The organism is Paenibacillus radicis (ex Gao et al. 2016) (assembly GCF_014641555.1).
Lineage (GTDB): Bacteria > Bacillota > Bacilli > Paenibacillales > Paenibacillaceae > Pristimantibacillus > Pristimantibacillus radicis.
Genome location: NZ_BMHY01000006.1, coordinates 1 through 24,854 on the forward strand (window position 1 = coordinate 1; position 24,854 = coordinate 24,854).

Genomic DNA, 24,854 nt, shown 5'->3' on the forward strand with positions numbered 1-24,854 from the left:
CGATACTGCATTTGGTCCCCAGCTGCCGTAACCATATCCGCCTGTCGATTCTGGGCCAACATTAGCAGGTGATACTGCCTGATGTCCCCAACCGTAATTGCCATAACCGCCAAGAGCTACAGGCATCATGCCAGGCGGGCATATCGAAGGGCCAATGTTCGACGGACCAATGTTCGATGGACCAATGTTCGACGGACCGATGTTCGACGGACCGATGTTCGACGGGCCGATGTTCGATGGACCAATGTTCGATGGACCAATGTTCGATGGACCAATGTTCGATGGACCAATGTTCGACGGACCAATGTTCGACGGGCCGATGTTCGACGGACCGATGTTTGAATTTGCAACTGGCATAATTCCGTTGCCGTAGCCATACCCCGTATGGACTGGCGAAACATGCTCACCGTGACCATATCCATAATTGCCAAAAATCGGACTCGTGTTAGAAGAAGCTTCTATAGCCGGAATGTTACTTTGTTTGAACAAGTCGACACTTGGCTTCAGCTCTTTCTGGATCGGCAGCGCTTTTTTACCAGCCTTTTCTGCTTTTTCAGCCTTAAGAGGCTTTTCAACCGGAAGCGGCTTATTTGGCTTTACTGCAGCCGGTTGAGGAGCTGGAATGTTAGCGGGTTCCACAGGCTTCACAATAGGAGCTGTCGGTTTTTTATCTATAACCGGACCTGTAGGCTGCTTGATCGGAGCAACCGGGGCAACTTGCGCTGGCGCTATTGGTGCCGTATTCGTTTTCCCTTGAATCGGACCGGTCGGCTTTTTACCGCCCACCAAGTTTTGAACGCCCTGCACGATTGACATCGGATGCAGCGGATGATGAGCTGAACCGGTGCCTGCGGCCGGCAATTCAACCGATGCATGGCCTGCTTTCGGAATGTTGACGATCTCGCCGGTCAGCAGCACATTCGGATTTTTCAGCTGCGGGTTGGCTTTGATCATATCAGCCAGCGGCACACCCCATGCTTTGGACAGCTTCCAGAGCGTATCGCCTTGCTTCACGACATGCTGATGCATAATGTCCCCAACACCTCCGCCATGCGAGGACGGAATTTTCAGCTTCGTACCAACGTCCAGTGCATCCGGGTTCGTTATCGTTGGATTCAGTTTCAAAATCTCTTCAATCGACACATTATGTTTCTGGCTAATAAAATACAATGTATCGCCTTGCTTCACGACATAAATTTTCACTCGCCGAAAACCTCCTGTCACGTTCTTTGTACCACAGTCAAGGCTAATGCCCCGCTAATCATTACATCCTATGCAGAACATGGGCAGGTGTCTCCAACTTATTCGAAAAAAAATAGCTGAATCTTCGTAAATACGAAAAAATACAAAAATATGGCTTGCATCTTCATAAAAAAAGGCACCCCGCGCACAGCGGAGCACCTTCTCATATATTTCATCGGTTTATTGCAGCAACATGTAAAAGTACATTTTGAGCAAAAATGGCTGCTAGCTCAACTGCTCATACGTAAAGCTTGGGTAACTGCCGAGAATGCGAACCTGGCAGCCCAGCGCCTCAATCTCCTCAAGCGCCGATGGCAGCAGCACCGTATCCAGTGCCATGTCGATATCGATGTAAAAATAATACGTACCGAGCTGCCGTTTTGTTGGACGGGACTCGATTTTGGATAAGTTGATTTTCCGCCAAGCGAACGCAGACAGCACCCGGTGAAGCGCACCCGGAAAATCATCGGGCAGCGTAATCAGAATACTCGTCTTCCGTGTAGCCGATTCCCTTGCCGTGAACGGTTCGTTGCCGACAAGCAGAAAACGGGTAAAGTTATTGTTATGGTCGGTAATTTCACTGGCAAGCACATCGAGCTGCTGATTCGCAGCCGCCGTTGCCGTGCCGATAGCCGCCCAGCCGTTCTCGGGATTGTCGCGAACAATGCGGACTCCCTCGGAGGTGCTGCCTACCGTCTCCTTCTCTGCCTGCGGCATCTCCGCACGCAGAAACTGAAGACATTGGGCGATTGCAACCGGATGGCTGAACACTTTTTTGATTTTGCTCAAATCGAGCTCGCCATCCGCACCGGTCAACTCAGAACGTCGGCCGATCAAATTTTGAATAGACGGGTACACCCACTCCGCCTGAATCGGCAAATCAACCTCATGCACGAGCCAATCCATATGCAGGCTGACCGAGCCCTCGATCGTGTTCTCGATCGGAATAATGCTGTATTGACTAACGTTATTGACCGTAGACAGGAACACGTCAGCGATCAAACGATGATGATTCCAAGTTACCTTTTCATTGCCGAACAGCTTTTTCGCCGCTTCATCGGAGACGGAGCCCGCTGGCAATAGCGCGATGCTCGTATTCATTGAACAACCTCTCCTTTAATTCGCGACATTAACGTCGTTCCGTCATTTACACTGTCGGCATTCGTTTCCTCAACTCGAACTTCCGTCCCTGACACAGACGGCTTCAGCCACATCGTCTCTGCCGACACGCCTTCGCGCTGCAGCGTCTCCACCAGAAAACGCTCCAGCTCCGCTTTGCGCGGGCTGTCCGCTTCCACGAACGCGATCAGCGTCGGTCCAGCTCCGCTGAGCGCAGCACCAAGCGCGCCATTATCGGCAGCGCACTCCAAAATAGCCGTCATGCCGGGAATAAGCGCTGCCCGGTAAGGCTGGTGCAGCCGATCGCGCATCGCATGACGGATCAGACCAAGCTCGCCGCTAGCCAAAGCGGCGACGAGCAGTGAACTGCGGCCGACGTTGAAGACAGCGTCGGCCATACTTACTTGAGAAGGCAGCGCATGGCGTGCCTTCTCTGTGGACAATTGAAACGCTGGAATAGCAACCAGCGTCTCCAGCTTCGGATGCGGAGCAAGCCGTACATAATCGGCTTGCTCGCCATCCCAGGCAGAGACAACGATGCCGCCGAATAGAGAAGCGCCAACGTTGTCGGGATGTCCTTCAAGTGAAGTCGCGATTTGAAAAAGCTTGTCTTCGCTTAACGGACTGCCGATTAGCGCATTAGCCGCAACCAAAGACCCGACGATTGCAGACGCGCTGCTGCCAAGACCTCTCGTTAACGGAATTTCGCTGTACATTTCAATATGAAGCTCAGGCATTTGCACGCCCGCTTCCTTGAACACCAGCTGTGCCACTTTATAGAGCAGATTGGTTTTATCAGTTGGCAGTCCTTGCATCTGCTCGCCATGCAGGCGGAACGTCGTTTCTTTCGCCGGCGACATCTCGATCCATGCATAGAGGGAGAGTGCCATGCCCAATGTATCAAAGCCGGGACCCAGGTTAGCTGTGCTTGCCGGCACTTTTACTAATACTCGTTTCATAGCGGGTAAAGCTCCTTTTGCCTCGATTAGATTTGTATTAGCCTTCTACGCGATAGACGCTCTTCACCTTGCGGATCACATCAAGCGATTCAAATTTCTGCAGCACTTTATTGATGGCCGCTTTGTTCGCATCATGCGTAATCACGATAATTTCGGCTTCCGGATTCGATGGGTTTGGCTGCTGAAGAACGGACTCCAAGCTTACCTCGAAATCAGCGAACACTTGTGTAATACGGGCCAATACGCCCGCCCGGTCGTCTACATGCAGCAGCAGAAAATATTTCGAAGAAATTTGCTCGTCAGATTTCAGCTTTTTCTCCTTAAAGGCCACTACGCCTTGCTTGCCGTTCACGCCTAGCTTCAAGTTTTTAACAACGGCAACGAGGTCGGCTACAATGGACGTGGCTGTCGGCAGCTCGCCCGCTCCCGGACCGTAGAACATCGTCTCGCCTACCGCTTCGCCATACACATACACCGCGTTGTATACGCCGTTGACGGAAGCAATCGGATGAGATTTCTTCACCATAGTCGGCTGTACGCTAATGCTGAATTCATCATCCTGACGCTCCGCGATACCCAGAAGCTTCACTTCATAGCCAAGGCGCTTCGCATACAGAATGTCGTCTTTGCTCACTTTGGACATTCCCTGTACCGAAACATCGTTCAGATCCACGTTCGCGCGGAAGCCAAGCGTCGACAAAATCGTCATTTTACGGGCAGCATCCAGCCCTTCCACGTCGGAGGTTGGATCAGCTTCCGCGTAGCCAAGCTCCTGCGCCTCTTTCAGCACATCGTCATACGATGCGCCTTCTTGGCTCATTTTGGTCAAAATATAGTTGGTTGTACCGTTCACAATGCCCATAATTTTCGTAATGCGATCGGAAGAAAAGCCATCAATCAGCGTTCGAATAATCGGGATGCCTCCGGCAACGCTAGCTTCATAGAAAACGTCGCAGTTATGTTCATGCGCCTTCGCCAGAATCTCTTTGCCGTGCAGCGCCATTAAATCTTTGTTCGCCGTCACGACATGCTTGCCGCTGGCCAGCGCTTCCATAATATATTCCTTCGTATGTGCAATGCCGCCCATGACTTCAACGATAACGTCAATGTCGGGATGGTGGATAATTTCCCACGGATCCTCGGTCAGCTTAGACGAATCGATTGAAATGCTGCGCGCTTTATTTTTGTTATGAACGAGTACTTTCTCAATGACGATCGGGGATCCGACCTGACCTTGCAAATCCTCTTGATGTCCTTCCACGATCCGTACGACGCCGGTCCCAACCGTACCAAGACCAAGCAATCCAACTTTAACTGGCTTCATGACATTCCCTCCACAAATCAATCGTCTCGTATATTGTTTATTATTGCATTAACCCTGCCCGATTACGGAAGCTTTGCGCACCCCTTGCTGGCTGCGAATGACTTCGATGAGCGAGGATAGATCTCCCGTTACTTGCGAAATGTCGACCGAAATCACCACATTCGCGTAGCCTTGCAGCGGAATGCTCTGATTCATCGTCAACACGTTACCCTCAAGTCCCGCCACCAGGCTAAGTACCTTGGACAATACGCCCGACCGATGCTCCAAATCCATCGATATCGTGACGATGCGTTCCCGTTCAAGCTCATGCAGCGCGTATACGCCATCTTTATACTTATAAAAAGCGCTTCGGCTTAAGCCTACCCGCTCAACAGCCTCATGCACCGTGGCGGCTTCGCCCCGCCCGAGCATCTCTTTTACCTGGATCGTCTTCATAATCGCCTCAGGCAGCATATCTTCCCGAACGACATAATAACGTTGCGTCACTATTCGTCCTCCCTACAAAGACAAATGTTCTTCTATAATGGACATTATATCGGAATCTTTCCCCTGCGGCAATAGGTTTATTGCTTGCCTCTCTATAAATCCGCTACAGTGAGCTCTACCTTTTTCCCGCCTAAAATAGAAGCCCCTCATCCGCCCACAAACTAGTTTCAGCTGCGCTAACAGAGAAACAAAATGCAAAAGTGCATTTTGTTTGGCCTCAAAAGCTCCCAAATTACGCTCAAAATGCAAAAGTACATTTTAAAATCGTCAAAGTCGCCCCATTCATGCCTTTTAGACTAATCAGCCTGCACTTTTACATTTTGATGCGCTAAATCGTCGAAAATCAGGCTGACAAACTGTATTTTTACATTTTGAGGAAAGGCCGTGATATCTATATCAGTTGGAATGTTGCTAATCTGCCAACATACAAAAAAAGAGACGGCTTTTCGCCGTCTCCTTCAATGAAACCTTTAGCTGCCGTACACTTCAAAATTCCATAACGAGTATCCGAAAGCCGTTGCACGTTCTGTACCGTACATCCGAACATAACGTCCGCTGCCGTTAACCGTCAACTGCTCGGCTCCTCCGTTCCCATTTGTTGTAGCATATAAATCAGTCCACGTCGTGCCATTCGAAGATACCTGGATTTGATAGGATTTGGCGTGTGCAGTCTCCCATTCCAGCTTAACGCCCGTTATTTGACGGGATTGCCCCAGGTCGACCATAATCCACTGCGGATCGGCACCTGTTGCCGAACCCCAGCGAGTGCCCGGATCTCCGTCAAAAGCAGACACTGCTGCAAAAGGCTCCTGAACGGTCGATGCAGAAGCCGCTTTGTTAAGCGACAACAAAGTAGACGGTGCCGTTGTTGTTTGTCCATAAACCTCAACTTCATACAGCGAATAGCCGTAAATTGTTCCTCTTTCCGTCATATTGACGCGTACATACCGGCCGCTTCCGTTTACCGTCAATTCATCGATGCCTCCGTCACCGGTAGTCGTGGAATAAAGATCAGTCCACGTCGTGCCATTATCGGAAGCTTGAATTTGATACGACTTGCCAAACGCCGTTTCCCAATTCAGCTTCACTTTGCCGATCGGCTGTGACGTTCCGAGATCGATAGTCAGCCATTGCGGGTCAACCCCAGCCTCGGATGCCCATCTCGTTTCCGCGCTGCCGTCAACCGCATTAGCCCCTGCAAACGGCACCTGAGTCGAGGAAACCGTTACCGTCTTCCCTTGTCCAATATTAGTTCCAGGAGCTCCAGGACCTCCGCCTTCACCGCCTTCGCCTCCACCTCCACCTTCTTCCCCGCCTTCTCCAATTTCAGCCCAATCATCGGAAACGTTGGAATTAGTCAGTGGATTGACAGTGACGAGCGACTTAGCGCCCACGACTGCCATGCCCGTTGTGCCGCCGGAAGCATTTTTAAACGTTACCGTAACGGGTTGAGATGTCGGATTCCAGACGACAGCTTTATACGCATTTCCTTTTTTGTACACGGTTGCGCTGCTCCAGCCTGTTGCGTACACCTCTTTCGTACGCTCTTCAAGCGAAGCCATATTATGAACGAACCAATACGTATTGAAAATTTCATTTTTCTGCATCGTCGAAGCATTCCACTTGGCAATTACCGCTTGCGGATTGCTGAGTGCTTGAATCGGCCACACAATGTGCTGCCATTCCGTCTCCGGACCGCCATTATCCGTTACAAATCCGTTGTATAGCGATGCCGCTTTGCCCGGATTCAAGGCGTAGCTCGTTAAATATTCCGATGTCGGAAGCCAGTGGATCCCATAGATATGAACCGGCAATCCGCTGAAAAACGTTCCATAGAAATACGAAGAACCATACACTTGTCCAACCGATTTATGCGACCATTCCGGCAGCCAGTTGTCACCGTCATAGTTGAACCAGTATTGCTCAACGGCCTTTAATTCAGTCGTAAAGCCGTAGATCGACGCATCGCGGAATGCTGTATCACCGGTCAGCAAACTCCACATATATTGGCCTACCCAGCCAAACAACGATTCTCCGGCCGCTTCCTGATTGTTGCCGCTGTCGTTGTCTGCATACCCGCCGGCCCATGAATGGCCTTGATACGGGTCAAAGCTGCGGAAGAACGGATACTGCGAATCTGTACGGGACGGGTTCGCGTAATCGCGAATCAGATGATTAACCATTTCACCGTATTGCGTGCGGAAGCTGTCATCGAATGTGGCCAGCACCGCCGAAGCAAATACGAAATATCCATACGTAAAATGATGATCCGTAATGCCGCTATTCGCTCCAAATTCACTCGTCTTGTAGTATGTTGTGCCCCAATCCGAGTTGTAATAGAAGAAGTAGTCCGGCTCGCCTTGCGTATACGTATACCAGTCTTCCAATATCGTACGCATACGGGCCAAAAATTTATCCCGGTACGCCGTTTCTCCCATTTCGTTCGCAGCCAATACGCCCATAGCCAGCGGATGCAATCTCTTTCCTTGCCAGTAAGCATCTGCCGCCATCAGGTTGCCTGACGTTTCTTCATCTAGATTTTTCAAATACGAGACCATTTGCGTCCGGTTGTATTCCGGATTGTCCGGCTGTGTAAATTGCGGCACGATGCCATAGAACCGGTCAACGGTCGTAAAGGAATTGCCCTCTCTTACTTTAAGCGTACCGCGGATCGAAGGATACGTGAGCGCCGTAAGCGGCGAAGTCGTCACCTTCCATTGATGCGGGTAAAGTGCCAATAGCGTCTGATTCGAGAAACCTGTCCGCTTAAGCTCGGTCGTCACGTTGAAATTCGTTGTAACCAGCGAAGTCGTATCATTGTAGTCATAGCTCACTTGAGTTCCCGTTACGAACGCGTAAGCATGCTGGTAATAGTAATTCAAATCGGCGGCGGAAGGAAGCGAAGCTACCGATAAATAATTTTGACCGCTGCCCAGCTGAATTTTGATTTTAGCCCCTGCTTTCGTAAATACAGTGCCCGGAGGGGCGAAAATGCCGTATTCACGCGTTTGCGGCGTTCCGCTAGGACGGCCATCTGTATTTACAACCGTGACGCGCAGATGGTCGGTTGTAACGGTTGAGCCGTCAGCAGCAAGCACCGCTGCGCCGCTGGAATTGTATACGCCCGTAATGAGCGGCGAGTAAATTTCCGCCGAGCTCGGATCACTGAAGGTACTGTAGACATAAGGCGATCCTTTGACGATCGTCGTTTTCATTTTATCCGTGGCGTTATCGCTAATAACTGCATCAACGGACCAGTCGGTGTAGCCCGTTACGCGATTGGCCATTTTGGACGAATCGATATTGCCGGCCATGACGTACAGATCAGGATTGCCGTCTGCATTTACGGCTGAGCCGTCGCCGTTCATCCAGCCTGTGCCAGGGTTCAGAATACCAAGGCCTTGCGGGAAGTATTTCATTTTCAAAGGCAATGTAATGAGATAATCGCCAAAAGGCTTAATGAGCATCGACTGCCACCAGTCATTGGATTGAATCGGTGTATTGACATTCGAAGACTTGTAAGTCGGAAATTTCGGCTGCGGCATTTTAATATCATTGATTAAATAGCTGCCTTGTCCAACTTGAACAGTCGAAGGTGTCGGCAGCGACGGAATCGTATACGTCGGCTGCGGATGGCCCGGAATGTAATCATAAACCTCAAATTCCAGAAGCGAATAACCGAAGCTTGTCGCCCGCGCAATACCGTTCATTCGGACATAACGTCCGCTCGTATACACTTGAATGTCCTGCTTGCCGCCCGCGCCCTTCAACTCCCGGTAGACGGTTGTCCATTGCGAGCCGTTAGGTGAAACCTGAATATCAAAGGCGCGTCCTGCAGCAGCTTCCCAGTTGAGCACAATGCGCCCAATCGTGTGGGATGCTCCAAGGTCTACCGTAAACCATTCGTTATCCGTATGATTGGATCCCCACCGTGTTCCCGGATTGCCGTCGACGGCATTCGCAGGCAGTGTGGAGCCCGGCGGCAAGTAACCCGATTCCTCAAATGAGGAAGCCGTTACCGCCTTACCCTGTGCAATGTTAGGACCGTACTCCAACGGCGGTGTACCCGCGCCTCCTGTGCCGTAAATCTCCAGCTCCAGAATGGAGTAGCCATAAGCAGGCAAAGCCCGCTCCGTGCCGTAAATACGGACGTACCGGCCATTGCCGGATACCGGAATATCATCTATGCCGCCGTCTCCCGTCGTCGTACTGTACAGATCAGTCCAAGTCATCTCATTATTGGACACTTGGATTTTATAAGACTTGGCGTAAGCACCTTCCCACTGGATCTTGACCCGGTCAACGGCAGCAGCCGCCCCGAGATCGATATAAATCCATTGCGGATCTTCGCCCCACTTGCTTCCCCAACGCGTTCCGGTGCTGCCGTCTACGGCAAGATGGGCTGCGTTAGCACCCTCCACCGATGATGCATAGGCTGTCCGGTTTAATGACAACAGATAGGAGCCCGCGGCGTGAGCCTGCCTCTCCGTCAAGGCCGACACCAGCGTTAGCAAAAGAGCCGTAACTAGCAATTGTGCCAGCAGCCTCTTCCCCGCCGTTCGTTTTCTTTCACTCCAATAAACAGATTCCATTATTTCATTCCTCCCAAATTAGGTTTGGTTTGATGCGGTCCTGCGTTGCTGCAACGTTTTTTACAAAAGACACGCCTTCCCCGAAAAAATGACAATAAGTTTAAATCCCTCCTTTATTTAGTAAGCGCTTCCATGGTCTTCCGCTTCTTAGTATAAAAGCTTTGAAGTGTGTCAGGACATGCCGAGAATTTGCGTTTTATGCCAGAATATCGTCACAATTTTTCCCACCCCCTTTTTCGCACCGCGTGCGCCTCCCGGAACACGATGCGGAGTTCAACACAAAAAAAGCCTGGAAACGACGCACTGAGGCGTGTTCCAGACTTTTTGAACGGTACATTGCCGTTTAACCCAAATAATCATTTCCTTCAAAAAACTCAAAGGTGAAGTCGGCGATTTGCACCGTATCCCCATCCTTCGCGCCTTTTTTCCGAAGAGCCGCGTCAACGCCCATTTTACGCATAATTTGCGCAAAACGCATAATCGCGTCGTAAGAGTTCATATTCATACGCTTCAGATAGCCTTCGATCGATTTGCCTTCAACGACGTAAATTTCGTCTTCTCTGCGAATCGTAAACGATGAATCTTCGCGTTTCTCGAAGCTGAATACTTTCCGTTCCGCGACATCCTTCACTTCTTCGATATCTAGCTCCAGAGGTACGGTGTCCAGCGTATCTGCCGCTTTGTAAAGCAACTCTTGAATACCTTGCTTCGTGAGCGAGGAAATCGGTACGATGATATATTCCCGCTCGCCGCGAACCTCATCAAGCTGCTGCTTAAACAGCTCGAGATTGTCCGCCGCTTCCGGCATATCCATTTTGTTCGCAGCAATAATTTGCGGGCGGTCCTTCAGCTTCTCATTGTAGAGGCTAAGCTCCTCGTTGATCTTCTGCCAATCCTCGAAAGGATCGCGGCCTTCCGAGCCCGCCATATCAATAACGTGGATAATTACCCGCGTCCGCTCGACATGTCGAAGAAACTCGTGGCCAAGTCCCACGCCTTCGCTGGCCCCTTCAATAAGACCAGGCAAATCGGCCATTACGAAGCTTCGGTCATCACCAACGTCAACAACACCTAGATTAGGCGTAATCGTCGTAAAATGATAGGCGCCGATCTTCGGCTTCGCGCCGGATACGACCGACAGAAGCGTCGATTTCCCTACGCTTGGAAACCCGACAAGACCAACATCCGCCATTACCTTCAGCTCCAGAACGACCCAGCGCTCTTCGCCTTCTTCGCCGTTCTCGCAAATATCCGGCGCCGGATTGTTAATCGTAGCGAAGCGGGTATTGCCCCGTCCGCCGCGTCCGCCGCGGGCAACGATTATTTCTTGGCCATGGCGCGTCATGTCGGCGATAATTTGTTGCGTATCGTCATCGACAATAACAGTGCCCGGCGGAATCCGGACGATCATATCGTCTGCGCTGGCGCCATGCATGCTTTTTACTTTGCCCCGCTCACCGGCCGGACCTTTGAAATGCTTCTGGTAGCGAAAATCCATCAACGTGCGCAAACCTTCATCTACACGGAAAATAACGTTGCCGCCTTTTCCTCCGTCGCCGCCTGCTGGTCCGCCCTCAGGTACGTATTTCTCACGGCGGTAAGAGACGATGCCATTGCCCCCGTCGCCGCCTTTTACAAATATTTTCGCTTTATCGACAAACATGCTGTGCCTCCGTTCAAGCGCTCAATTCCGCCTTTAGCACAATTTTCTCCTGCGGACGGTCCAATTCGACCGGCTGCAGCAGCGCGCCTTCCAACTGCTTTTTTATTTGATCAGCCAAATGCTGTTCCCCGTTGATCTCGCCTGCATAATAGAAGGAAGCGTATAAGACGCCATCCTCGTTCCGCGTCAGCTCGATTGTCAAAACCGCTGCGTCTCCGTAGCCTGTTTTGACTGCCAGCCGATAGGCGCTAATTAGCTTGATCAGCGTATCTGCAATCGGCTGTCCACCATCGGGCCATTCATTCAACTGAATATTCTGCTCGTTTTTCACTTGCAATTGCAAGGAATTCGTAATGGTGCGGAACGATTGGATATAGCTGACCAGTGATGGAACCCCAAGCTTCGCAATGTTGCTCTCAGCTACCATTCTGTCCTTTATCTTCTCCACGTAGTCCGCGGTTCTATCCAGCTTCTGCATTCGGATATAGCCGTACAATACCTGCAAATCATTCATCCAGTCATGCCGGTGATGATTCAGCGTTCGAATACCGGACGCCTGCAGACTATGTATCGTTTGAGTCATCCGCTCGGAATGTCCTCTCCGTTCAGCCCATACCCATAAAACAGCGGCTCCCGTCAGCCAACCGAGAAATAGCGCAAGCAACCAATACTGATGAGGCCAAATAAGGACGGCGGCCGCTGGCAGCAATATGGATGCCGCAGCACACCGCTTCGCAATAGATAAGCGATCCATGTGTGATCCCACTTTCTGCTCGTTTCCTATATTATCCAGTATAGCATGATGGCGCCTTCCGCTGAAATAGTTGACCGGCAACTGCCGATTCAACGACTCTCTAGACTAACCCCGAAGCGCAAAAACAATCAAAAAAACCCGGCCTATCATTCAGGCCGGGCCACTTGCTGCTATTAGGCTTCTACTGCTGCGGCTACCGGAGCCAAGTCAACTGGATATACGCTCACTTTTTTGCGATCGCGTCCCCAACGCTCGAACTTAACGACGCCTTCCACTTTCGCGAACAACGTGTCATCTTTGCCGATACCCACATTGTTGCCTGGGTGAATTTTTGTTCCGCGTTGACGGAACAAAATGCTGCCCGCAGATACGACTTGACCGTCCGCACGTTTAGCGCCAAGGCGCTTCGATTGGCTGTCGCGACCGTTCTTTGTGGAACCTACACCTTTCTTCGAAGCGAAAAGCTGAAGATTCAGTTTCAACATGGTGTTTCCCTCCTTCATGAAAGAAGTTCGCCAATTACGACATTTCTGCCGTAAGATTCAGCGATTGTTGCCAGCATAACTGCCATAGCTTCCAGCAGCAGCTGAATTTTGTCGTCCGTCTCCCGATCGGGGTGCACCGGAATATCCGATGACAACCAGCCGTTCTTCATGGAGCACGGCAATTCGACTTGCGTCAACGCCTCAATGGCATTGACCGTACCGACCGAGACGGCCGATACGCCAGCACAGACAATGTCTTTGCCGGGCTTGGCATATTTCGCATGTCCTTCGACAGCGAAAGATATAATCCGTCTGTCAACGGCATTTCGTACAAATGTAACGTTTATCATCTAGAAATCCTCTTACGCTTGGATTTTCTCGATCGTTACTTTTGTGTACGGTTGACGATGACCTTGTTTGCGACGGTAGTTCTTTTTGGCTTTGTATTTGTATACGATGATCTTTTGGCCTCTGCCTTGTTTCTCGACTTTGCCGGAAACCGTAGCGCCAGAAACAACTGGAGCTCCAGTAACCAGACCGTCGCCTTTGGACACAGCCAAGACACGATCAAACGTTACGTTTTCGCCTGCGGTTTGGTCCAATTTCTCGATGTAGATAACATCGCCTTCTTGAACTTTGTATTGCTTGCCGCCAGTTTCGATGATTGCGAACATAGATAGTGCACCTCCTTATTGTCGAAGACTCGCCTGACCCAGGTGGCATGGACTTATGATCCACACGCTTGTACCCGACCGGAGCGGTATCTGCATATCTGTACTGTATAACAGCCTAATCAGACATACTAGAACATTCTAGCATAAAAGATAGTTTAGATCAACTATTGCCTGTTTTATCCGATCCCAACCGTTATCTTGCCGCTTCCCCCGCAAGCCTCACAGCGTACGGTCAACTGCTGCGTTGCGTTTTCCCTCGCTTTTTTACGTGTCAGCTCCAGCAAGCCAAGCCTTGTCCAGCCCAGAACGGCACATTTCGTCCGGTCCCGCTTCGCCCACTCTGACATGCGCGACATAACGCGCTCCCGGTTGCCCTCGTCCTCCATATCGATAAAATCAATAATGATGATTCCGCCGACGTCCCGGACGGCCAAAAGCCTCGCGATCTCATCCGCTGCTTCCATATTTGCCTTGAATACAGTGTCCTCCAAATCATTATCACCGGTGAATTTCCCCGTATTCACATCAATGACGGTCAGCGCTTCCGTTTCTTCCCATATGAGCAGTCCGCCACTCGAGAGCCTTATTCGCCTCTGAAAATCGGCATTTGCCTGCTCCGTTACTCCAAAAGCTTCGAATAACGGCTTATCAGGGGTACGCTCGTATAGTTTCAGGCGCTGCTCCAGCTGCGGCGTCATCTCCCGCAAAAGCGCCTGCAATTCGGAATGCCTCGACGAATCGTCAATCCACACCTCATCGATAGCATGTGTCATCGCATCTCTGACAATGCGCCGCAGCAGTCCTGCTTCACGATGCAGCTCGGAGGGCACCGGCGCCTTGGCAGCCCGCTCGGAAATACTGTTCCATTGCTGCCTGAGCTGCTCCACGTCTGCCGCAAGCGCCTGCTCGCTTTCGTCTTCTGCAGCGGTGCGCAAAATAATGCCTTCCTCGCCTTGGAGCAGCCGCTCTCCTATGAGCCTGAGTCTGGTCCGCTCGCTTTCCTTGCCCACTCTTTTGGACACGCCCACATAGCCGGCCGCCGGCATATAAACGAGCCATCTGCCAGGCAGGGTAAAATGTGTCGTTACCCTTGCGCCTTTCCCGCCAAGCGGTTCTTTCATCACCTGCACGATCAGCTCTTGTCCCGGCCGAACAAGCTGCTGAATGGCGGGTTTTTGCGCCGCTTGTTTTTCCAAATGCGGATGCAGCAAATCATCTATGTACAAAAAAGCATTTTTACTCAGTCCGATATCGACGAATGCCGCTTGCATGCCCGGAAGCACATTCACGACCCGCCCCTTATACACATTCCCGACTAACCCGCTATTCTCCGACCTCTCCATATAAAATTCAATTAAGCGCCCGTCCTCAAGCACCGCTGTCTGCAGCAGCTCTCCGTGTCCGTGCATTAACAATTGCTTCATTCCCCAACATCACCGCCATGCCTTTTTTTCTAATATTTTAACACATAACAATGACTTCGCGTTCGCCATAGAGTAGAAATATTCACAATCAGCCTCCAAAAAGCACTCCCTTGCTCCAATGGATGTAAGCTTACCTAGCACTGACCGAGGTACTGCTCATCTACTATTCGCTGTTTCATTCTTCGCTAGTGTCTGCTCTGCTGCTCTGCTGCTCTGTTGTTCTTCTGCTCTTTGTTCTGTTGCTCTTTGTTCTGTTGCTCTTTGTTCTGTTGCTCTTCGGTTTTAGTAAATGGAATTTTCTTCAATCATACTTACCTTACGAATTCAACTGCGCGAATGTTGCTCTCACCCCAAACTTAATTTAACTCTCGTTGCACACCAGCTTTTTCTACACTCACTTTGTCATTTCAGCGCAACCAATTCTCTATGCCAACCTTTCATTCACCACCACTATTCACTTTCACTATTGCTAGCTCCTCACTCGACATATCATTGCATCGCGCTACAGAACTCTCTATGACCAACTAACTTTCTTCTTTTCTTTTTCTTTTTCTTTTTCTCTATCTTTTTCTTCTTCTTTTTCATTTTCGTTTTCGTTTTCTTCTTCTTTTTCTCAATGCGGAAACCAGTTTCTCTAGGATTACCAGATTCAATATTCGCTCCCCCAGCTCAACGCTCGACTTACCACAGTCGCACCATGCGCCTTATTTCCTCCACTAACTTTCTCTCCAGCGAACCAGCTTCGCTATCTAGCGAAGCTAAACTCGCTACAGCAATCCCTATCGGCTGCGACGACAAAAAGAACGAACCTAATTTCGTTATCCGAGAACCTAGGTTCTCGAGTAGCGAAATTAGGTTCGCTCCACAATTTTTAGTCTTTATTAATTTCACTTTAGCGAAATTGCATTCTCTAAATAACGAACCTGCTTCGTTAAATCGAATTAACAAAAGCTATACAGTAAATTAGCATAATGAGCGGGTATTGACCTTCCCCACCAGACGGAGTAGTTTCGAGTTCAGGATGACTTTTCGATGGTTGCCTTTTCGATCGAGTTAGCGATCGTTATTCAACCAAGAACGGCAGCATGAACCGAAACTACGGAGTCCCATGAACCGAAACTACGGAGTCCGAACGGCAGCATGGACCGAAACTACGGAGTCACATGAACCGAAACTACGGAGTCCGCAACCACGCAGTCATATCAGCTCCATCACCGCCCGATGAGGGTCGCGCTCGGTCAAGTAGCGGTCGATGAGCCGCTCCTCCGGAACGACTCTGGCCCCTTGGCCGCCTGGATCCATCACGTAGACGAGATGGTATTGCTCCCGCCACAGCATACGCATAACCGAGCCGATCGGCTGCTTGCCGCTCACAAACAGCGGCCGCGCATAGGCGCCGCGCGCGGCTGCCCGGGCCGCGACCCGGTCGCGGTGCATCAAAAAACGTACGAATAAATAGGGAATGTTGCGGTAGTACGTCCAGTTAGTCAGCAGCAAGAAAATGCCGATCGCCAGCAGATTCAACTGAATGCCTCCGTTTGGCCGGAAAGCAATCAACAGCGAGAAAACAATCATCATTGCGCTTAGCGCGATGCTGATGCGGGCCGTCCATTTCATCATCGCAAAATAATTAAAGCCATAGCTGAAAGCCGCTTGCAGCAGCTTGCCCCCATCGAGCGGGTAGATCGGCAGCAGATTAAAAAGTCCAATCATCATATTGGCCTTCCATACGTACTCCGCCCATTCGGCATCCCACCAGCCAAGCTGGCCGCATCCCCATGCTGCCAGCCCCATCCATAAGTTTTGCAGCGGTCCAGCTATCGCCACCAGCGCTTCTTGGCCTGCAGGGAGCCCGCTTGCGTCATCGACTTCAACAACTCCGCCGAATGGCAGCAGCTTTACTTCCCGCACGGTCCAGCCGAAAGCCCTAGCTGTAATAACATGACCCGCTTCATGAACAAGTACGATCAGAAACAAAGTAAGAAGCTCTGAGAAAAAGCCGGTCGCGAGAGAGGCAATCATAACGAGCACAAACAGCGGATGAAACGACCAGCGGATGCCCAGCCATTTAATCAATCGGTATCACGCTCACTGGATCGATATAACGGTCATTTTGCTTCACTTTAAAATAAAGCAGGTTAGGCTCGTCCCCGCTCAATTCGCCCAGCGTACCGATTACGTCGCCCGCCTCTACCCAATCATTCACCTTCACACCCGCTGCCCCAAGCTTCGCATATATGCTCGTTCTTTGGTTCGCATGCTCAATTACAACCGTAACGCCCGTTTTGCTATCCTCCGTTACAAGCAGCACACGCCCCGTTTCAACAGCGGCGACCTTTTCTTTGGGCGTACCGGCAAGCTCAATCCCATCCAGCAGTTCAGCGAATGTCTTCACAAGCGCACCGTCAGGAAGCGGAGAAACGACCGGCAATTGCACAGCCCCCTCAGCAGATTGTGCCGGCTTCGTCTCGTCACCAAATATCGGAATGAAAGACGGCGCACCGGCAAAGGTCTGCTTGTACCACGCTGCTACGGCTGCAAAATCCATTTCCTCCGTCAAAGCAGCCTTCACGAAACCACGGCCTTCGATCGTCCAATCGGCATCATATTGGTACATCCCCCATATCCCTGCAAACAAAAGCGCCGCAGCGATAACCTTCCACTTCAGCTCATTGCGAAAACCATTCCAGCCGCCGCTATTCCAATTCTCATCCCGGTCCCGTTGGCTGCCGCCCCGGCCGCCCTCCTCTTCGACTCCCCAACCAAGCCAAGGAGTCGGATTGGTTTTCCATTGCCTCTCCGGGTCCAACTCATGCGTTATCCGTTCCTCCGCTCGAATCGGCCGTCCAACCGGCGGGCTCACCGGAAAATCTCCAATCCCAGACGTTCTATAATCACTCCGGTCATTTCTTGGCTGTACGGCTTGCTGCTGGAGCAATTGCTTAATTTTCTCCTGTCTACGCTGGCGTATACCGTCCTTCGCATTCATCGCAGTTCCTCCCTCTCCCCGGCATGCAGCGAACGTGCCTGCTGCGAGAGCTTGTTCATTTACTCATATCTATGAGCAGAATGAGACAAGTATTCGGGTGAGCTAAAGGGAAAAAGCAAAAAGCGTCCGCTCCTCCGTAAGAGGTGCGAACGCCCGTGATTAATCGGCAAGCTCGTATTTTTCCTGATGCGCTTTGATACTGAAAACAATACCGATCGAAATCATATTTAGAAGCAGCGATGTGCCGCCGTAGCTTATAAAAGGTAAGGTAATACCGGTAATCGGCATTAACCCGATCATCATCCCGATGTTCTGGAAAATTTGAAACACGAACATCGTCGCAATACCGATTACGATAAATGAAGCCTTTTGATCGTAACACTTGAAGGCGATGATAATCATCCTATATATAAGCAGGAAATACAATAGCAGCAGCACCGCTGAGCCCTGGAACCCGAATTCCTCCCCAACGACAACAAAAATTGAATCCGAATACGGATACGGGATAAATTTGCCCTTCAGCATATCACCCTGCATATAGCCGTCGCCGCTCAATCCCCCGGAGCCAATAGCGATTCTCGCGTTGACAGATTGATGCTTGTCGTCTTGTGACGCCTGCTCCGGATTTATGAATGTGTTGATCCGCTGGTACCAGTGCTTCTTTTTGTGAAGATCGAGATAGTCGTAAATTTGCGAGTTAAACGTATTGAATAGGGACACGAACAATATAACTGCGGCGATAACTGTCGCCATACCAACAAGCACATGCGTATATTTAACGTTGCCGATCCAGAGCATACCCAGAACGATAACTAAATAAATAATCGCATTGCCAAGGTCCGGCTGAATCATAACGAGCATGAACGGCAGAAAAGAAAATGCCGCTACCGGCACCAAATCTTTCGTGAACGTCAGCTTGTCGCCTTGCCGTCTGCCCATAATATAGGCGATGCCTATAATGATGATGATCTTCATAATTTCGGCCGGTTGAAACAAAAAACCCGGAAGCTGAAACCAGCCCTTGGCGCCGTTTATTTCCGAACCGAAAAAATAAACCAAAATCAGCAACGTTACACCAATGCCATACAGCACATGCCAGCCCTTCAGCAAAATGCGGTAATCGAAAACAGTCGCAATAATTGCGATGCAAAACCCGATTCCATAGTAGATAAGCGTCTTTACATCGTAGTTATGATACAAGGCGTTGTTATGCGTAGCACTGCGGACGAGAATCGTGCTGATAAACATCAGGCAGACGAGGATAGCAATAATGCCCCAGTCGATTTTTTTCAGTTTGTTAAGCACAAGGCAATCATCCTATTCCAAGAAACTTGCGGAACCGCTTGAAGGCGCCAGCTTTCTCATCGAGCAGCATCAAAGGAACCATATCGCCCAATATCCGGCGGGCAACGTTGCGATAGGCAATCGCCGCACGCGAAGAAGGATCCATAACCGTCGGCTCGCCAGCGTTGGCAGCCTTGATTACCTTCTCATCATCCGGTACGATACCGATCAAATCAACCGCCAATACTTGGCAAATCTCGTCGATATCCAACATATCTCCGGTTTTCACCATATTATTCCGAATCCGGTTAATAATAATTTTCGAAGCGATCTTCTCTTTATCGAGAAGTCCGATGACACGGTCAGCGTCACGAACTGCCGCATTCTCCGGTGTGGTCACAACGATTGCGCGGTCTGCACCTGCAATAGCGTTGCGGAAGCCTTGCTCGATGCCTGCCGGGCAATCAATGATGACATAATCGAAATCCTGCTTTAGCTCCAGGACGATTTGCTTCACTTGATCGGGCTGAACATCATTTTTATCCTTCGTCTGAGCGGCCGGGAGCATGTACAGCTCATCAAAGCGCTTATCTTTAATCAGCGCCTGATTCAACCGGCAACGACCATCGGCCACGTCGATCAGGTCATAAATAATACGGTTCTCAAGCCCCATGACAACATCCAGATTGCGCAAGCCGATATCCGTATCGACCATGCAAACTTTTTTGCCGAGCAGAGCGAGCGCCGTACCTAAATTTGCCGATGTCGTCGTCTTGCCGACTCCGCCTTTACCGGACGTAATTACGATTGCCTCTCCCATACGTTACACACCCCTCTTCACACTCTTCACATAATCGGATTATTGCGTAAACGGAACAGCTGCGTGATCTTGTCAATCTGCATGCTGCCGTCCTGCAAATAAGCGAATTCCATTGCGGCATCGCCGCTCATCCATTCCTCCGGCGGTCTGCTGATCACTTCCGCAATCCGCAGCTGCGTCGGGCGCATAAGCGAGGCGGCGATAATAACATCTGTCCGCCCTCCAACACCTGCATGGGCAACTCCCCTTAATGCGCCAAGCACATAAATATCGCCCGTGCATAAAATCGTGCCCCCGGGATTCACATCGCCTGTCAGCAGCAAATCTCCGTCATGCTCGACCATTTGCCCGGAACGGATCATGCCTGTGATGACACGGGGTCCGGTCGGGCCCTCTATTTTATCGGCCGGCTGCACTTCTGATTCGACCGATTGCACGATCAAATTTCCTTGTGCCCGGATTACCGAACGAATCCGCTCTTTATCTTCGTCGACGAGCTGCCTCGTCCCCAGCTTCACATGAACGTGAACCAAAGGCCCGGTCAACAGCTGCTGATGCGTTTTTTCAAGCTTGTATTGCAATTCATCCATTAAGACGGCGAACTCGCACTGGTCGTCGAGAAGGAAAACGAGACCTTCCTTTACGCCTTTTATCATGATATGCTGCTTCTCGGTCACGTCTGTCCCTCCCAACGTATTCCATTCTTTTCGCAACGCCCGAATTCCTGCTTATAGCCGTTTTTTTTATTCTTCTTCCTTTTCGGAACCGCGCGACCAATTACTCTCGCACAGCTTCCGGGCCGGCACATAGCAGACCAGAGCGAAGACCAGCTGCAGGAACAGACTTGGCAGAATGTGATCCAGAAGCGCCCAAGCATAAGATTCATTCGTAATGCGGAATGCCTTGTAAATAAAATAAACGAACGTGTCATTGACCAGACAAGCAAGGCCGATGACCGATAGAGCCGTCAGCAGCGTACTGCGTTTGCGCTCCAGCAGCAATCCGGCAAAATATCCGATAAGTCCCATAACAAAGGCATGTACGCCCATCAAATGTCCGAAAAAGACGACATCCTGCAGCATGCCGAAGCCAATTCCCAGCAGCAAGGCAGTATGGCGGCTGCTGTATAAAGAAGCATACATGACGAATACAAACGTAAAGTGAGGAACGATTCTTCCAGCCAAATCAATCGGTATAATCCAAGGCATAATCGTGCCTTCAATGATAAATAGCAGCAACATCACGCCGATGAGTCGATTGATGCTCATCCCGTTCATTCCGCGGCATCCTCGATATCTTGAACTTCAACGACAAAAACCTCGGTCAAATGGTCAAATTTTGCTGCGAGCTTAACCGATGCGGTATATGTAAGACCAAAATCGCCTACCTGCTTGTTCTCTACCGTACCGATGACCAGTCCACGCGGATATACATTGCCAAGTCCTGACGTAATGACGACATCGTCGACAATCATTTTGTCTTTCTCATCGATTTTCGTCATCATGAGACGATCCGTTTCTTGATTATAGCTGCTTATGATACCAAAAGAATCGATTTTGCCTAAAATTGTCGCTGCAATTAAATTGGAATTCGGAGATTTCTCGTCCAGCTCAGTAATTGGCATAACGGTACTCGTAAACGGGCGAACCTCACTAACAAGACCAATCAAGCCATCTACCGTCGTGACCGCCATATTTTTCTTAATGCCATTCTTGGAGCCCAGATTAATGACCATCGTCCGGTTGGATGTATCGTTATTCACTGCAACAACCTGTGCAATTCGATATTTATAATTGTACAGCTGTTCTTGTCGTTCCGTGAAATCCAACTCTTCTTTAAAACGCTTATTTTCCTGCTCGATGAAATTATAATTAATTTTGTCGCGCGCATAAGCGGCTGCCATCAGTTTCAGCTGTTCGTTTTCCTCATGAATCGTGCGCAAGTTTCGGATATCCTCAAAGAAGCCCGCTATAATTCCAGCGGGCTTGTAGAATAGACTCTGCGCAAAACCAACGGAATCGCCAAGAAACTTTTCTGGCATTGTCAGTTCTTTACGGTCGCTTAACGAAAAACCGATGACCGCAATGAACAGTATAAAGCCGAACATAAGCATGAACATCCGCTTATTTCTAAACAGCTTAAACAGCTCAATCACCTGCCTATTTCATTTACAATTCCGTTTGGCATTCGCTGCCAGATTATCGTCTCGAACGTGACGAGCTTCTGTTTTTGAACAAGTGAATATGGTCAAGCGAACGACCTGTCCCAATAGCTACGCAATCAAGCGGGTTGTCGGCTACGATTACAGGCATACCTGTCTCGCGAGCCAGCAGTTTGTCCAGATTGCGAAGCAGCGCTCCGCCACCCGTCAATACGATGCCGCGATCCATAATGTCTGCCGAAAGCTCCGGCGGGCATTTTTCAAGTGTGATTTTTACCGCATCAACTATAGCATTGACTGTATCCATCAACGCTTCTGTAACTTCCTCAGCCGTAATCGGCAACGTCTTCGGCAAGCCTGTCACAAGGTCACGGCCGCGAATTTCAATCGATTCAGGCGCATCAAGCGGCAACGCGGAGCCGATTTCCATTTTCAGCTGCTCCGACGTTCTTTCACCGATCATCAAATTGTAGAAGCGTTTGATATACTGGATGATCGATTCATCCATTTCATCGCCGGCTACACGGATGGAACGGCTCGTTACGATACCGCCCAGGGAAATAACAGCAACTTCAGTTGTACCGCCGCCAATATCGACAACCATGCTGCCTGTAGGCTCCCATACAGGGAGATCAGCGCCGATAGCCGCTGCGAAAGGCTCTTCAATCGTATAAGCTTCACGCGCGCCAGCTTGCTTTGCCGCATCCTCAACCGCGCGTTTCTCAACAGCTGTAATGCCGGAAGGAACACAAACCATAACGTTCGGGTGACGCGGGAAAAGCGACTTTTGCTTTTGTGCTGAACGAATGAAATATTTAATCATTGTAGCAGTCGTCTCGAAATCAGCGATTACGCCGTCTTTCATCGGACGTACAGCGCGAATGTTGCCCGGCGTTCTGCCGATCATTTTTTTCGCCTGCTCGCCTACTGCTTCAATTGTTTTTGTATCCGTACGAAGGGCCACAACCGACGGCTCCCTCACTACAATTCCTTTTCCTTTAACAAAAACCAGCGTGTTCGCCGTTCCTAAGTCGATACCCAGATCTTTCGAAAAACCACCAAACATGTTAATGCTCCCTTCTAATTGCGACAATCCCACTTATTATATTACAAATAACCTTGTTCCTTCAAACTGATAAACCTTCCATCTCCAATAACCAGATGATCCAGCACTTCAATGCCTACTAATTCCCCCGCTTCCATCAGACGCTTCGTTAGCGAGATATCTTCGGGGCTAGGCTGCGGATCGCCGCTTGGATGGTTATGAACGCAAATTAGAGATGCGCTGCTGCATTTGATCGCCGCGCGGAACACTTCCCGCGGATGGACAAGCGAGGCATTCAACGTGCCGATCGATAATGTTTCCCGGGCAATAATGTGGTTTTTCGTATTTAGAAACAAGCAGACGAAATGCTCCTTATTCAAGTAACGGAGATCCTCCATTACATAATCGGCGGCATCCTGAGGCTTGCGTACCGTGACCGTTTCGCCATGACGGCTGCGGGTAATTCGGCGTCCGAGCTCAATGCCCGCACGCAATTGCACCGCTTTAGCCGGTCCGATCCCTCTTATTCTCGTCAACTCGTCCATGCTCATATCAACCAAATTGCGTAAATTGCCGCATTCCTTCAAAATTTTTCCAGCCAAATGAACGGCCGATTCCCGCTTCGTACCCGTACGCAGCAGGATGGCTAGCAGTTCCGTATGGCTAAGTGCTTCGGCCCCATATCGCATCATGCGCTCTCTTGGACGTTCATCATGGGGGACATTGCGCAATAGCTCGCCTTGCGACTCCATGTCCATCCCTTCCCTCAACTCTTAATAACAATCGTTTTCAATCATACCTGTTAATTTCAATAGTTAGTTACTGCTGTCTCTTGCCGGACGTTTAGGATTCAAATACATCAATGCCGAATTCAAGAAGCATGTCCGACAAAAGCGATATCGGCAAACCGACGACGTTGAAATAGCAGCCTTCGATACGGTCGACATTCGCCGCCCCGTAACCTTGGATGCCGTATGCGCCAGCCTTGTCATCCGATTCTCCCGTTGCGATATATTTGAGGATTCTTTCATCGCCCAGCGGCTTCATATAGACCTTGGTCATACGATGCTTGACGACAGCCTGTCCATTCCCGGTCGGCAAACAGGCAACTCCCGTATAGACTTCATGGGAACGCCCTTGCAGTCTCTTCAACATCCCAAAGGCGTCATTGCGGTCCTTAGGCTTGCCGAGCACATCGCCGTCGACGACGACAATCGTATCAGCGCCGACGACGATGGAGGATGACTCCTCCTGCCTCTCGCTCAAAATCGCCGCTGTAGCCCGCGCTTTGCGCAGACTCAGCTGCTCCACGATATGCCCCGGGGTCCAATCCTCAGGCACAGACTCGTCAGCGTCAGAGGGCAAAATATAAACCGGCAAGGAAAGGCCCAGCGATGCGACCAGTTCCTTCCGGCGCGGAGACGACGATGCCAGCACGAGCTGACTAATCGGTTGCATTTGCACTTCGTTGGCATGTTTCGGTTTCAACTGTCCCGTTACTCTCCTTTATTGCTTACCGCATGGGCTAGCTGCCCGCTGCGGTTCATATTTTGCGATATAGCCAAATAGCTACGACAACTCCAATGATGCTAAGCAAGCTGATCTGAAGGTGGATGGAGAGATCCAGGCGGAGAGCGTAAAGATCGACGGCAGGAGACCAAGAGGTTTGAATGGTTTTGGTCAAAAAGGATAATCCGGATACCGGTTCAAGCCAGCGCGCAAGCAATGCGCCTGCCAGCAATCCGAGTACGAGGAAAAGCAATAAAATCCAGCCGTTTTTCTTCATGATTCAACGCCTCTCGCCATTAATTGACACCTGTTTCTATTATACTT

The 24,854-nt window shown here is 50.2% G+C and carries 23 protein-coding genes; all 23 read right to left on the reverse strand.

What is annotated here, in order from left to right; translation table 11 throughout:
• Positions 1-1,203, reverse strand: a 1,203-nt coding sequence (locus tag IEX98_RS16355) for a LysM peptidoglycan-binding domain-containing protein (protein ID WP_188890301.1), incomplete at its 3' end; no start/stop codon positions are given.
• A 264-nt stretch (positions 1,204-1,467) separates the two neighbouring features.
• Positions 1,468-2,343 (reverse strand): prephenate dehydratase, encoded by an 876-nt coding sequence (pheA, locus tag IEX98_RS16360; RefSeq protein ID WP_188890302.1) that lies wholly within the window; start codon positions 2,341-2,343, stop codon positions 1,468-1,470.
• Positions 2,340-3,320 (reverse strand): homoserine kinase, encoded by a 981-nt coding sequence (thrB, locus tag IEX98_RS16365; RefSeq protein ID WP_188890303.1) that lies wholly within the window; start codon positions 3,318-3,320, stop codon positions 2,340-2,342. The genes pheA and thrB overlap by 4 nt, the downstream gene beginning before the upstream one ends.
• Before the next feature lie 37 nt (positions 3,321-3,357).
• A complete protein-coding gene (locus IEX98_RS16370; RefSeq protein WP_188890304.1) occupies positions 3,358-4,644 on the reverse strand; it encodes a homoserine dehydrogenase in 1,287 nt (428 codons plus the stop codon).
• A 48-nt stretch (positions 4,645-4,692) separates the two neighbouring features.
• Positions 4,693-5,130 (reverse strand): ACT domain-containing protein, encoded by a 438-nt coding sequence (locus IEX98_RS16375; RefSeq protein ID WP_188890305.1) that lies wholly within the window; start codon positions 5,128-5,130, stop codon positions 4,693-4,695.
• Positions 5,131-5,600: 470 nt separating this feature from the next.
• Positions 5,601-9,722, reverse strand: a complete 4,122-nt coding sequence (locus tag IEX98_RS16380) for a galactose-binding domain-containing protein (protein ID WP_188890306.1) — start codon at positions 9,720-9,722, stop codon at positions 5,601-5,603.
• Positions 9,723-10,065: 343 nt separating this feature from the next.
• On the reverse strand, positions 10,066-11,385 hold the full coding sequence (gene obgE, locus IEX98_RS16385; RefSeq protein WP_188890307.1) for a GTPase ObgE: 1,320 nt from the start codon (positions 11,383-11,385) through the stop codon (positions 10,066-10,068).
• 13 nt (positions 11,386-11,398) lie between these two features.
• Positions 11,399-12,139: a Spo0B domain-containing protein gene (locus IEX98_RS16390; protein ID WP_229692228.1), complete on the reverse strand. Its 741-nt coding sequence runs from the start codon at positions 12,137-12,139 to the stop codon at positions 11,399-11,401.
• 173 nt (positions 12,140-12,312) lie between these two features.
• A complete protein-coding gene (gene rpmA, locus IEX98_RS16395; protein WP_042164730.1) occupies positions 12,313-12,624 on the reverse strand; it encodes a 50S ribosomal protein L27 in 312 nt (103 codons plus the stop codon).
• A 14-nt stretch (positions 12,625-12,638) separates the two neighbouring features.
• A complete protein-coding gene (locus IEX98_RS16400; protein WP_188890308.1) occupies positions 12,639-12,974 on the reverse strand; it encodes a ribosomal-processing cysteine protease Prp in 336 nt (111 codons plus the stop codon).
• A 12-nt stretch (positions 12,975-12,986) separates the two neighbouring features.
• The gene (rplU, locus tag IEX98_RS16405) at positions 12,987-13,298 is read right to left on the reverse strand and encodes a 50S ribosomal protein L21 (protein ID WP_188890309.1); all 312 of its coding nucleotides are present in this window, start codon (positions 13,296-13,298) and stop codon (positions 12,987-12,989) included.
• 176 nt (positions 13,299-13,474) lie between these two features.
• Complete coding sequence (locus tag IEX98_RS16410) at positions 13,475-14,722, reverse strand: Rne/Rng family ribonuclease (protein WP_229692229.1); 1,248 nt, start codon at positions 14,720-14,722, stop codon at positions 13,475-13,477.
• A 1,197-nt stretch (positions 14,723-15,919) separates the two neighbouring features.
• Positions 15,920-16,798: a M50 family metallopeptidase gene (locus IEX98_RS16415; RefSeq protein ID WP_188890310.1), complete on the reverse strand. Its 879-nt coding sequence runs from the start codon at positions 16,796-16,798 to the stop codon at positions 15,920-15,922.
• Positions 16,791-17,711: a M23 family metallopeptidase gene (locus IEX98_RS16420; protein ID WP_188890311.1), complete on the reverse strand. Its 921-nt coding sequence runs from the start codon at positions 17,709-17,711 to the stop codon at positions 16,791-16,793. Before IEX98_RS16420 ends, IEX98_RS16415 begins: the two co-directional genes overlap by 8 nt.
• Positions 17,712-17,870: 159 nt before the next feature.
• Positions 17,871-19,016, reverse strand: coding sequence for an FtsW/RodA/SpoVE family cell cycle protein (locus IEX98_RS16425; protein WP_188890312.1), 1,146 nt, complete (start codon positions 19,014-19,016; stop codon positions 17,871-17,873).
• Between the two features lie 7 nt (positions 19,017-19,023).
• Positions 19,024-19,815, reverse strand: coding sequence for a septum site-determining protein MinD (gene minD / locus IEX98_RS16430; RefSeq protein WP_042164744.1), 792 nt, complete (start codon positions 19,813-19,815; stop codon positions 19,024-19,026).
• 26 nt (positions 19,816-19,841) lie between these two features.
• On the reverse strand, positions 19,842-20,492 hold the full coding sequence (locus IEX98_RS16435; RefSeq protein ID WP_374705357.1) for a septum site-determining protein MinC: 651 nt from the start codon (positions 20,490-20,492) through the stop codon (positions 19,842-19,844).
• 66 nt (positions 20,493-20,558) lie between these two features.
• A complete protein-coding gene (mreD, locus tag IEX98_RS16440) occupies positions 20,559-21,092 on the reverse strand; it encodes a rod shape-determining protein MreD (RefSeq protein ID WP_229692230.1) in 534 nt (177 codons plus the stop codon).
• On the reverse strand, positions 21,089-21,922 hold the full coding sequence (mreC, locus tag IEX98_RS16445; RefSeq protein ID WP_229692231.1) for a rod shape-determining protein MreC: 834 nt from the start codon (positions 21,920-21,922) through the stop codon (positions 21,089-21,091). Before mreC ends, mreD begins: the two co-directional genes overlap by 4 nt.
• Positions 21,923-22,013: 91 nt before the next feature.
• A complete protein-coding gene (locus tag IEX98_RS16450; protein WP_188890313.1) occupies positions 22,014-23,042 on the reverse strand; it encodes a rod shape-determining protein in 1,029 nt (342 codons plus the stop codon).
• Between the two features lie 41 nt (positions 23,043-23,083).
• The gene (radC, locus tag IEX98_RS16455) at positions 23,084-23,773 is read right to left on the reverse strand and encodes a RadC family protein (RefSeq protein ID WP_188890536.1); all 690 of its coding nucleotides are present in this window, start codon (positions 23,771-23,773) and stop codon (positions 23,084-23,086) included.
• A 91-nt stretch (positions 23,774-23,864) separates the two neighbouring features.
• Positions 23,865-24,479, reverse strand: a complete 615-nt coding sequence (locus IEX98_RS16460; protein WP_188890537.1) for a Maf family protein — start codon at positions 24,477-24,479, stop codon at positions 23,865-23,867.
• A gap of 85 nt (positions 24,480-24,564) precedes the next feature.
• Entirely contained in the window at positions 24,565-24,807 is a 243-nt protein-coding gene (locus IEX98_RS16465) for a DUF4321 domain-containing protein (protein WP_188890314.1), read from the reverse strand.
• Positions 24,808-24,854: the final 47 nt, after the last annotated feature.

What these genes read in the sequence shown, in the direction of transcription:
- IEX98_RS16410 (WP_229692229.1), bottom strand. Translation starts at nt 14,722, where the DNA reads ATGAAGCAATTGTTAATGCACGGACACGGAGAGCTGCTGCAGACAGCG.
- IEX98_RS16465 (WP_188890314.1), bottom strand. Translation starts at nt 24,807, where the DNA reads ATGAAGAAAAACGGCTGGATTTTATTGCTTTTCCTCGTACTCGGATTG.
- IEX98_RS16380 (WP_188890306.1), bottom strand. Translation starts at nt 9,722, where the DNA reads ATGGAATCTGTTTATTGGAGTGAAAGAAAACGAACGGCGGGGAAGAGG.
- IEX98_RS16420 (WP_188890311.1), bottom strand. Translation starts at nt 17,711, where the DNA reads ATGAATGCGAAGGACGGTATACGCCAGCGTAGACAGGAGAAAATTAAG.
- IEX98_RS16390 (WP_229692228.1), bottom strand. Translation starts at nt 12,139, where the DNA reads ATGGATCGCTTATCTATTGCGAAGCGGTGTGCTGCGGCATCCATATTG.
- IEX98_RS16460 (WP_188890537.1), bottom strand. Translation starts at nt 24,479, where the DNA reads ATGCAACCGATTAGTCAGCTCGTGCTGGCATCGTCGTCTCCGCGCCGG.
- rpmA (WP_042164730.1), bottom strand. Translation starts at nt 12,624, where the DNA reads ATGTTGAAACTGAATCTTCAGCTTTTCGCTTCGAAGAAAGGTGTAGGT.
- obgE (WP_188890307.1), bottom strand. Translation starts at nt 11,385, where the DNA reads ATGTTTGTCGATAAAGCGAAAATATTTGTAAAAGGCGGCGACGGGGGC.
- radC (WP_188890536.1), bottom strand. Translation starts at nt 23,773, where the DNA reads ATGGAGTCGCAAGGCGAGCTATTGCGCAATGTCCCCCATGATGAACGT.
- pheA (WP_188890302.1), bottom strand. Translation starts at nt 2,343, where the DNA reads ATGAATACGAGCATCGCGCTATTGCCAGCGGGCTCCGTCTCCGATGAA.
- mreD (WP_229692230.1), bottom strand. Translation starts at nt 21,092, where the DNA reads ATGAACGGGATGAGCATCAATCGACTCATCGGCGTGATGTTGCTGCTA.
- rplU (WP_188890309.1), bottom strand. Translation starts at nt 13,298, where the DNA reads ATGTTCGCAATCATCGAAACTGGCGGCAAGCAATACAAAGTTCAAGAA.
- IEX98_RS16450 (WP_188890313.1), bottom strand. Translation starts at nt 23,042, where the DNA reads ATGTTTGGTGGTTTTTCGAAAGATCTGGGTATCGACTTAGGAACGGCG.
- IEX98_RS16400 (WP_188890308.1), bottom strand. Translation starts at nt 12,974, where the DNA reads ATGATAAACGTTACATTTGTACGAAATGCCGTTGACAGACGGATTATA.
- mreC (WP_229692231.1), bottom strand. Translation starts at nt 21,922, where the DNA reads ATGTTCGGCTTTATACTGTTCATTGCGGTCATCGGTTTTTCGTTAAGC.
- thrB (WP_188890303.1), bottom strand. Translation starts at nt 3,320, where the DNA reads ATGAAACGAGTATTAGTAAAAGTGCCGGCAAGCACAGCTAACCTGGGT.
- minD (WP_042164744.1), bottom strand. Translation starts at nt 19,815, where the DNA reads ATGGGAGAGGCAATCGTAATTACGTCCGGTAAAGGCGGAGTCGGCAAG.
- IEX98_RS16370 (WP_188890304.1), bottom strand. Translation starts at nt 4,644, where the DNA reads ATGAAGCCAGTTAAAGTTGGATTGCTTGGTCTTGGTACGGTTGGGACC.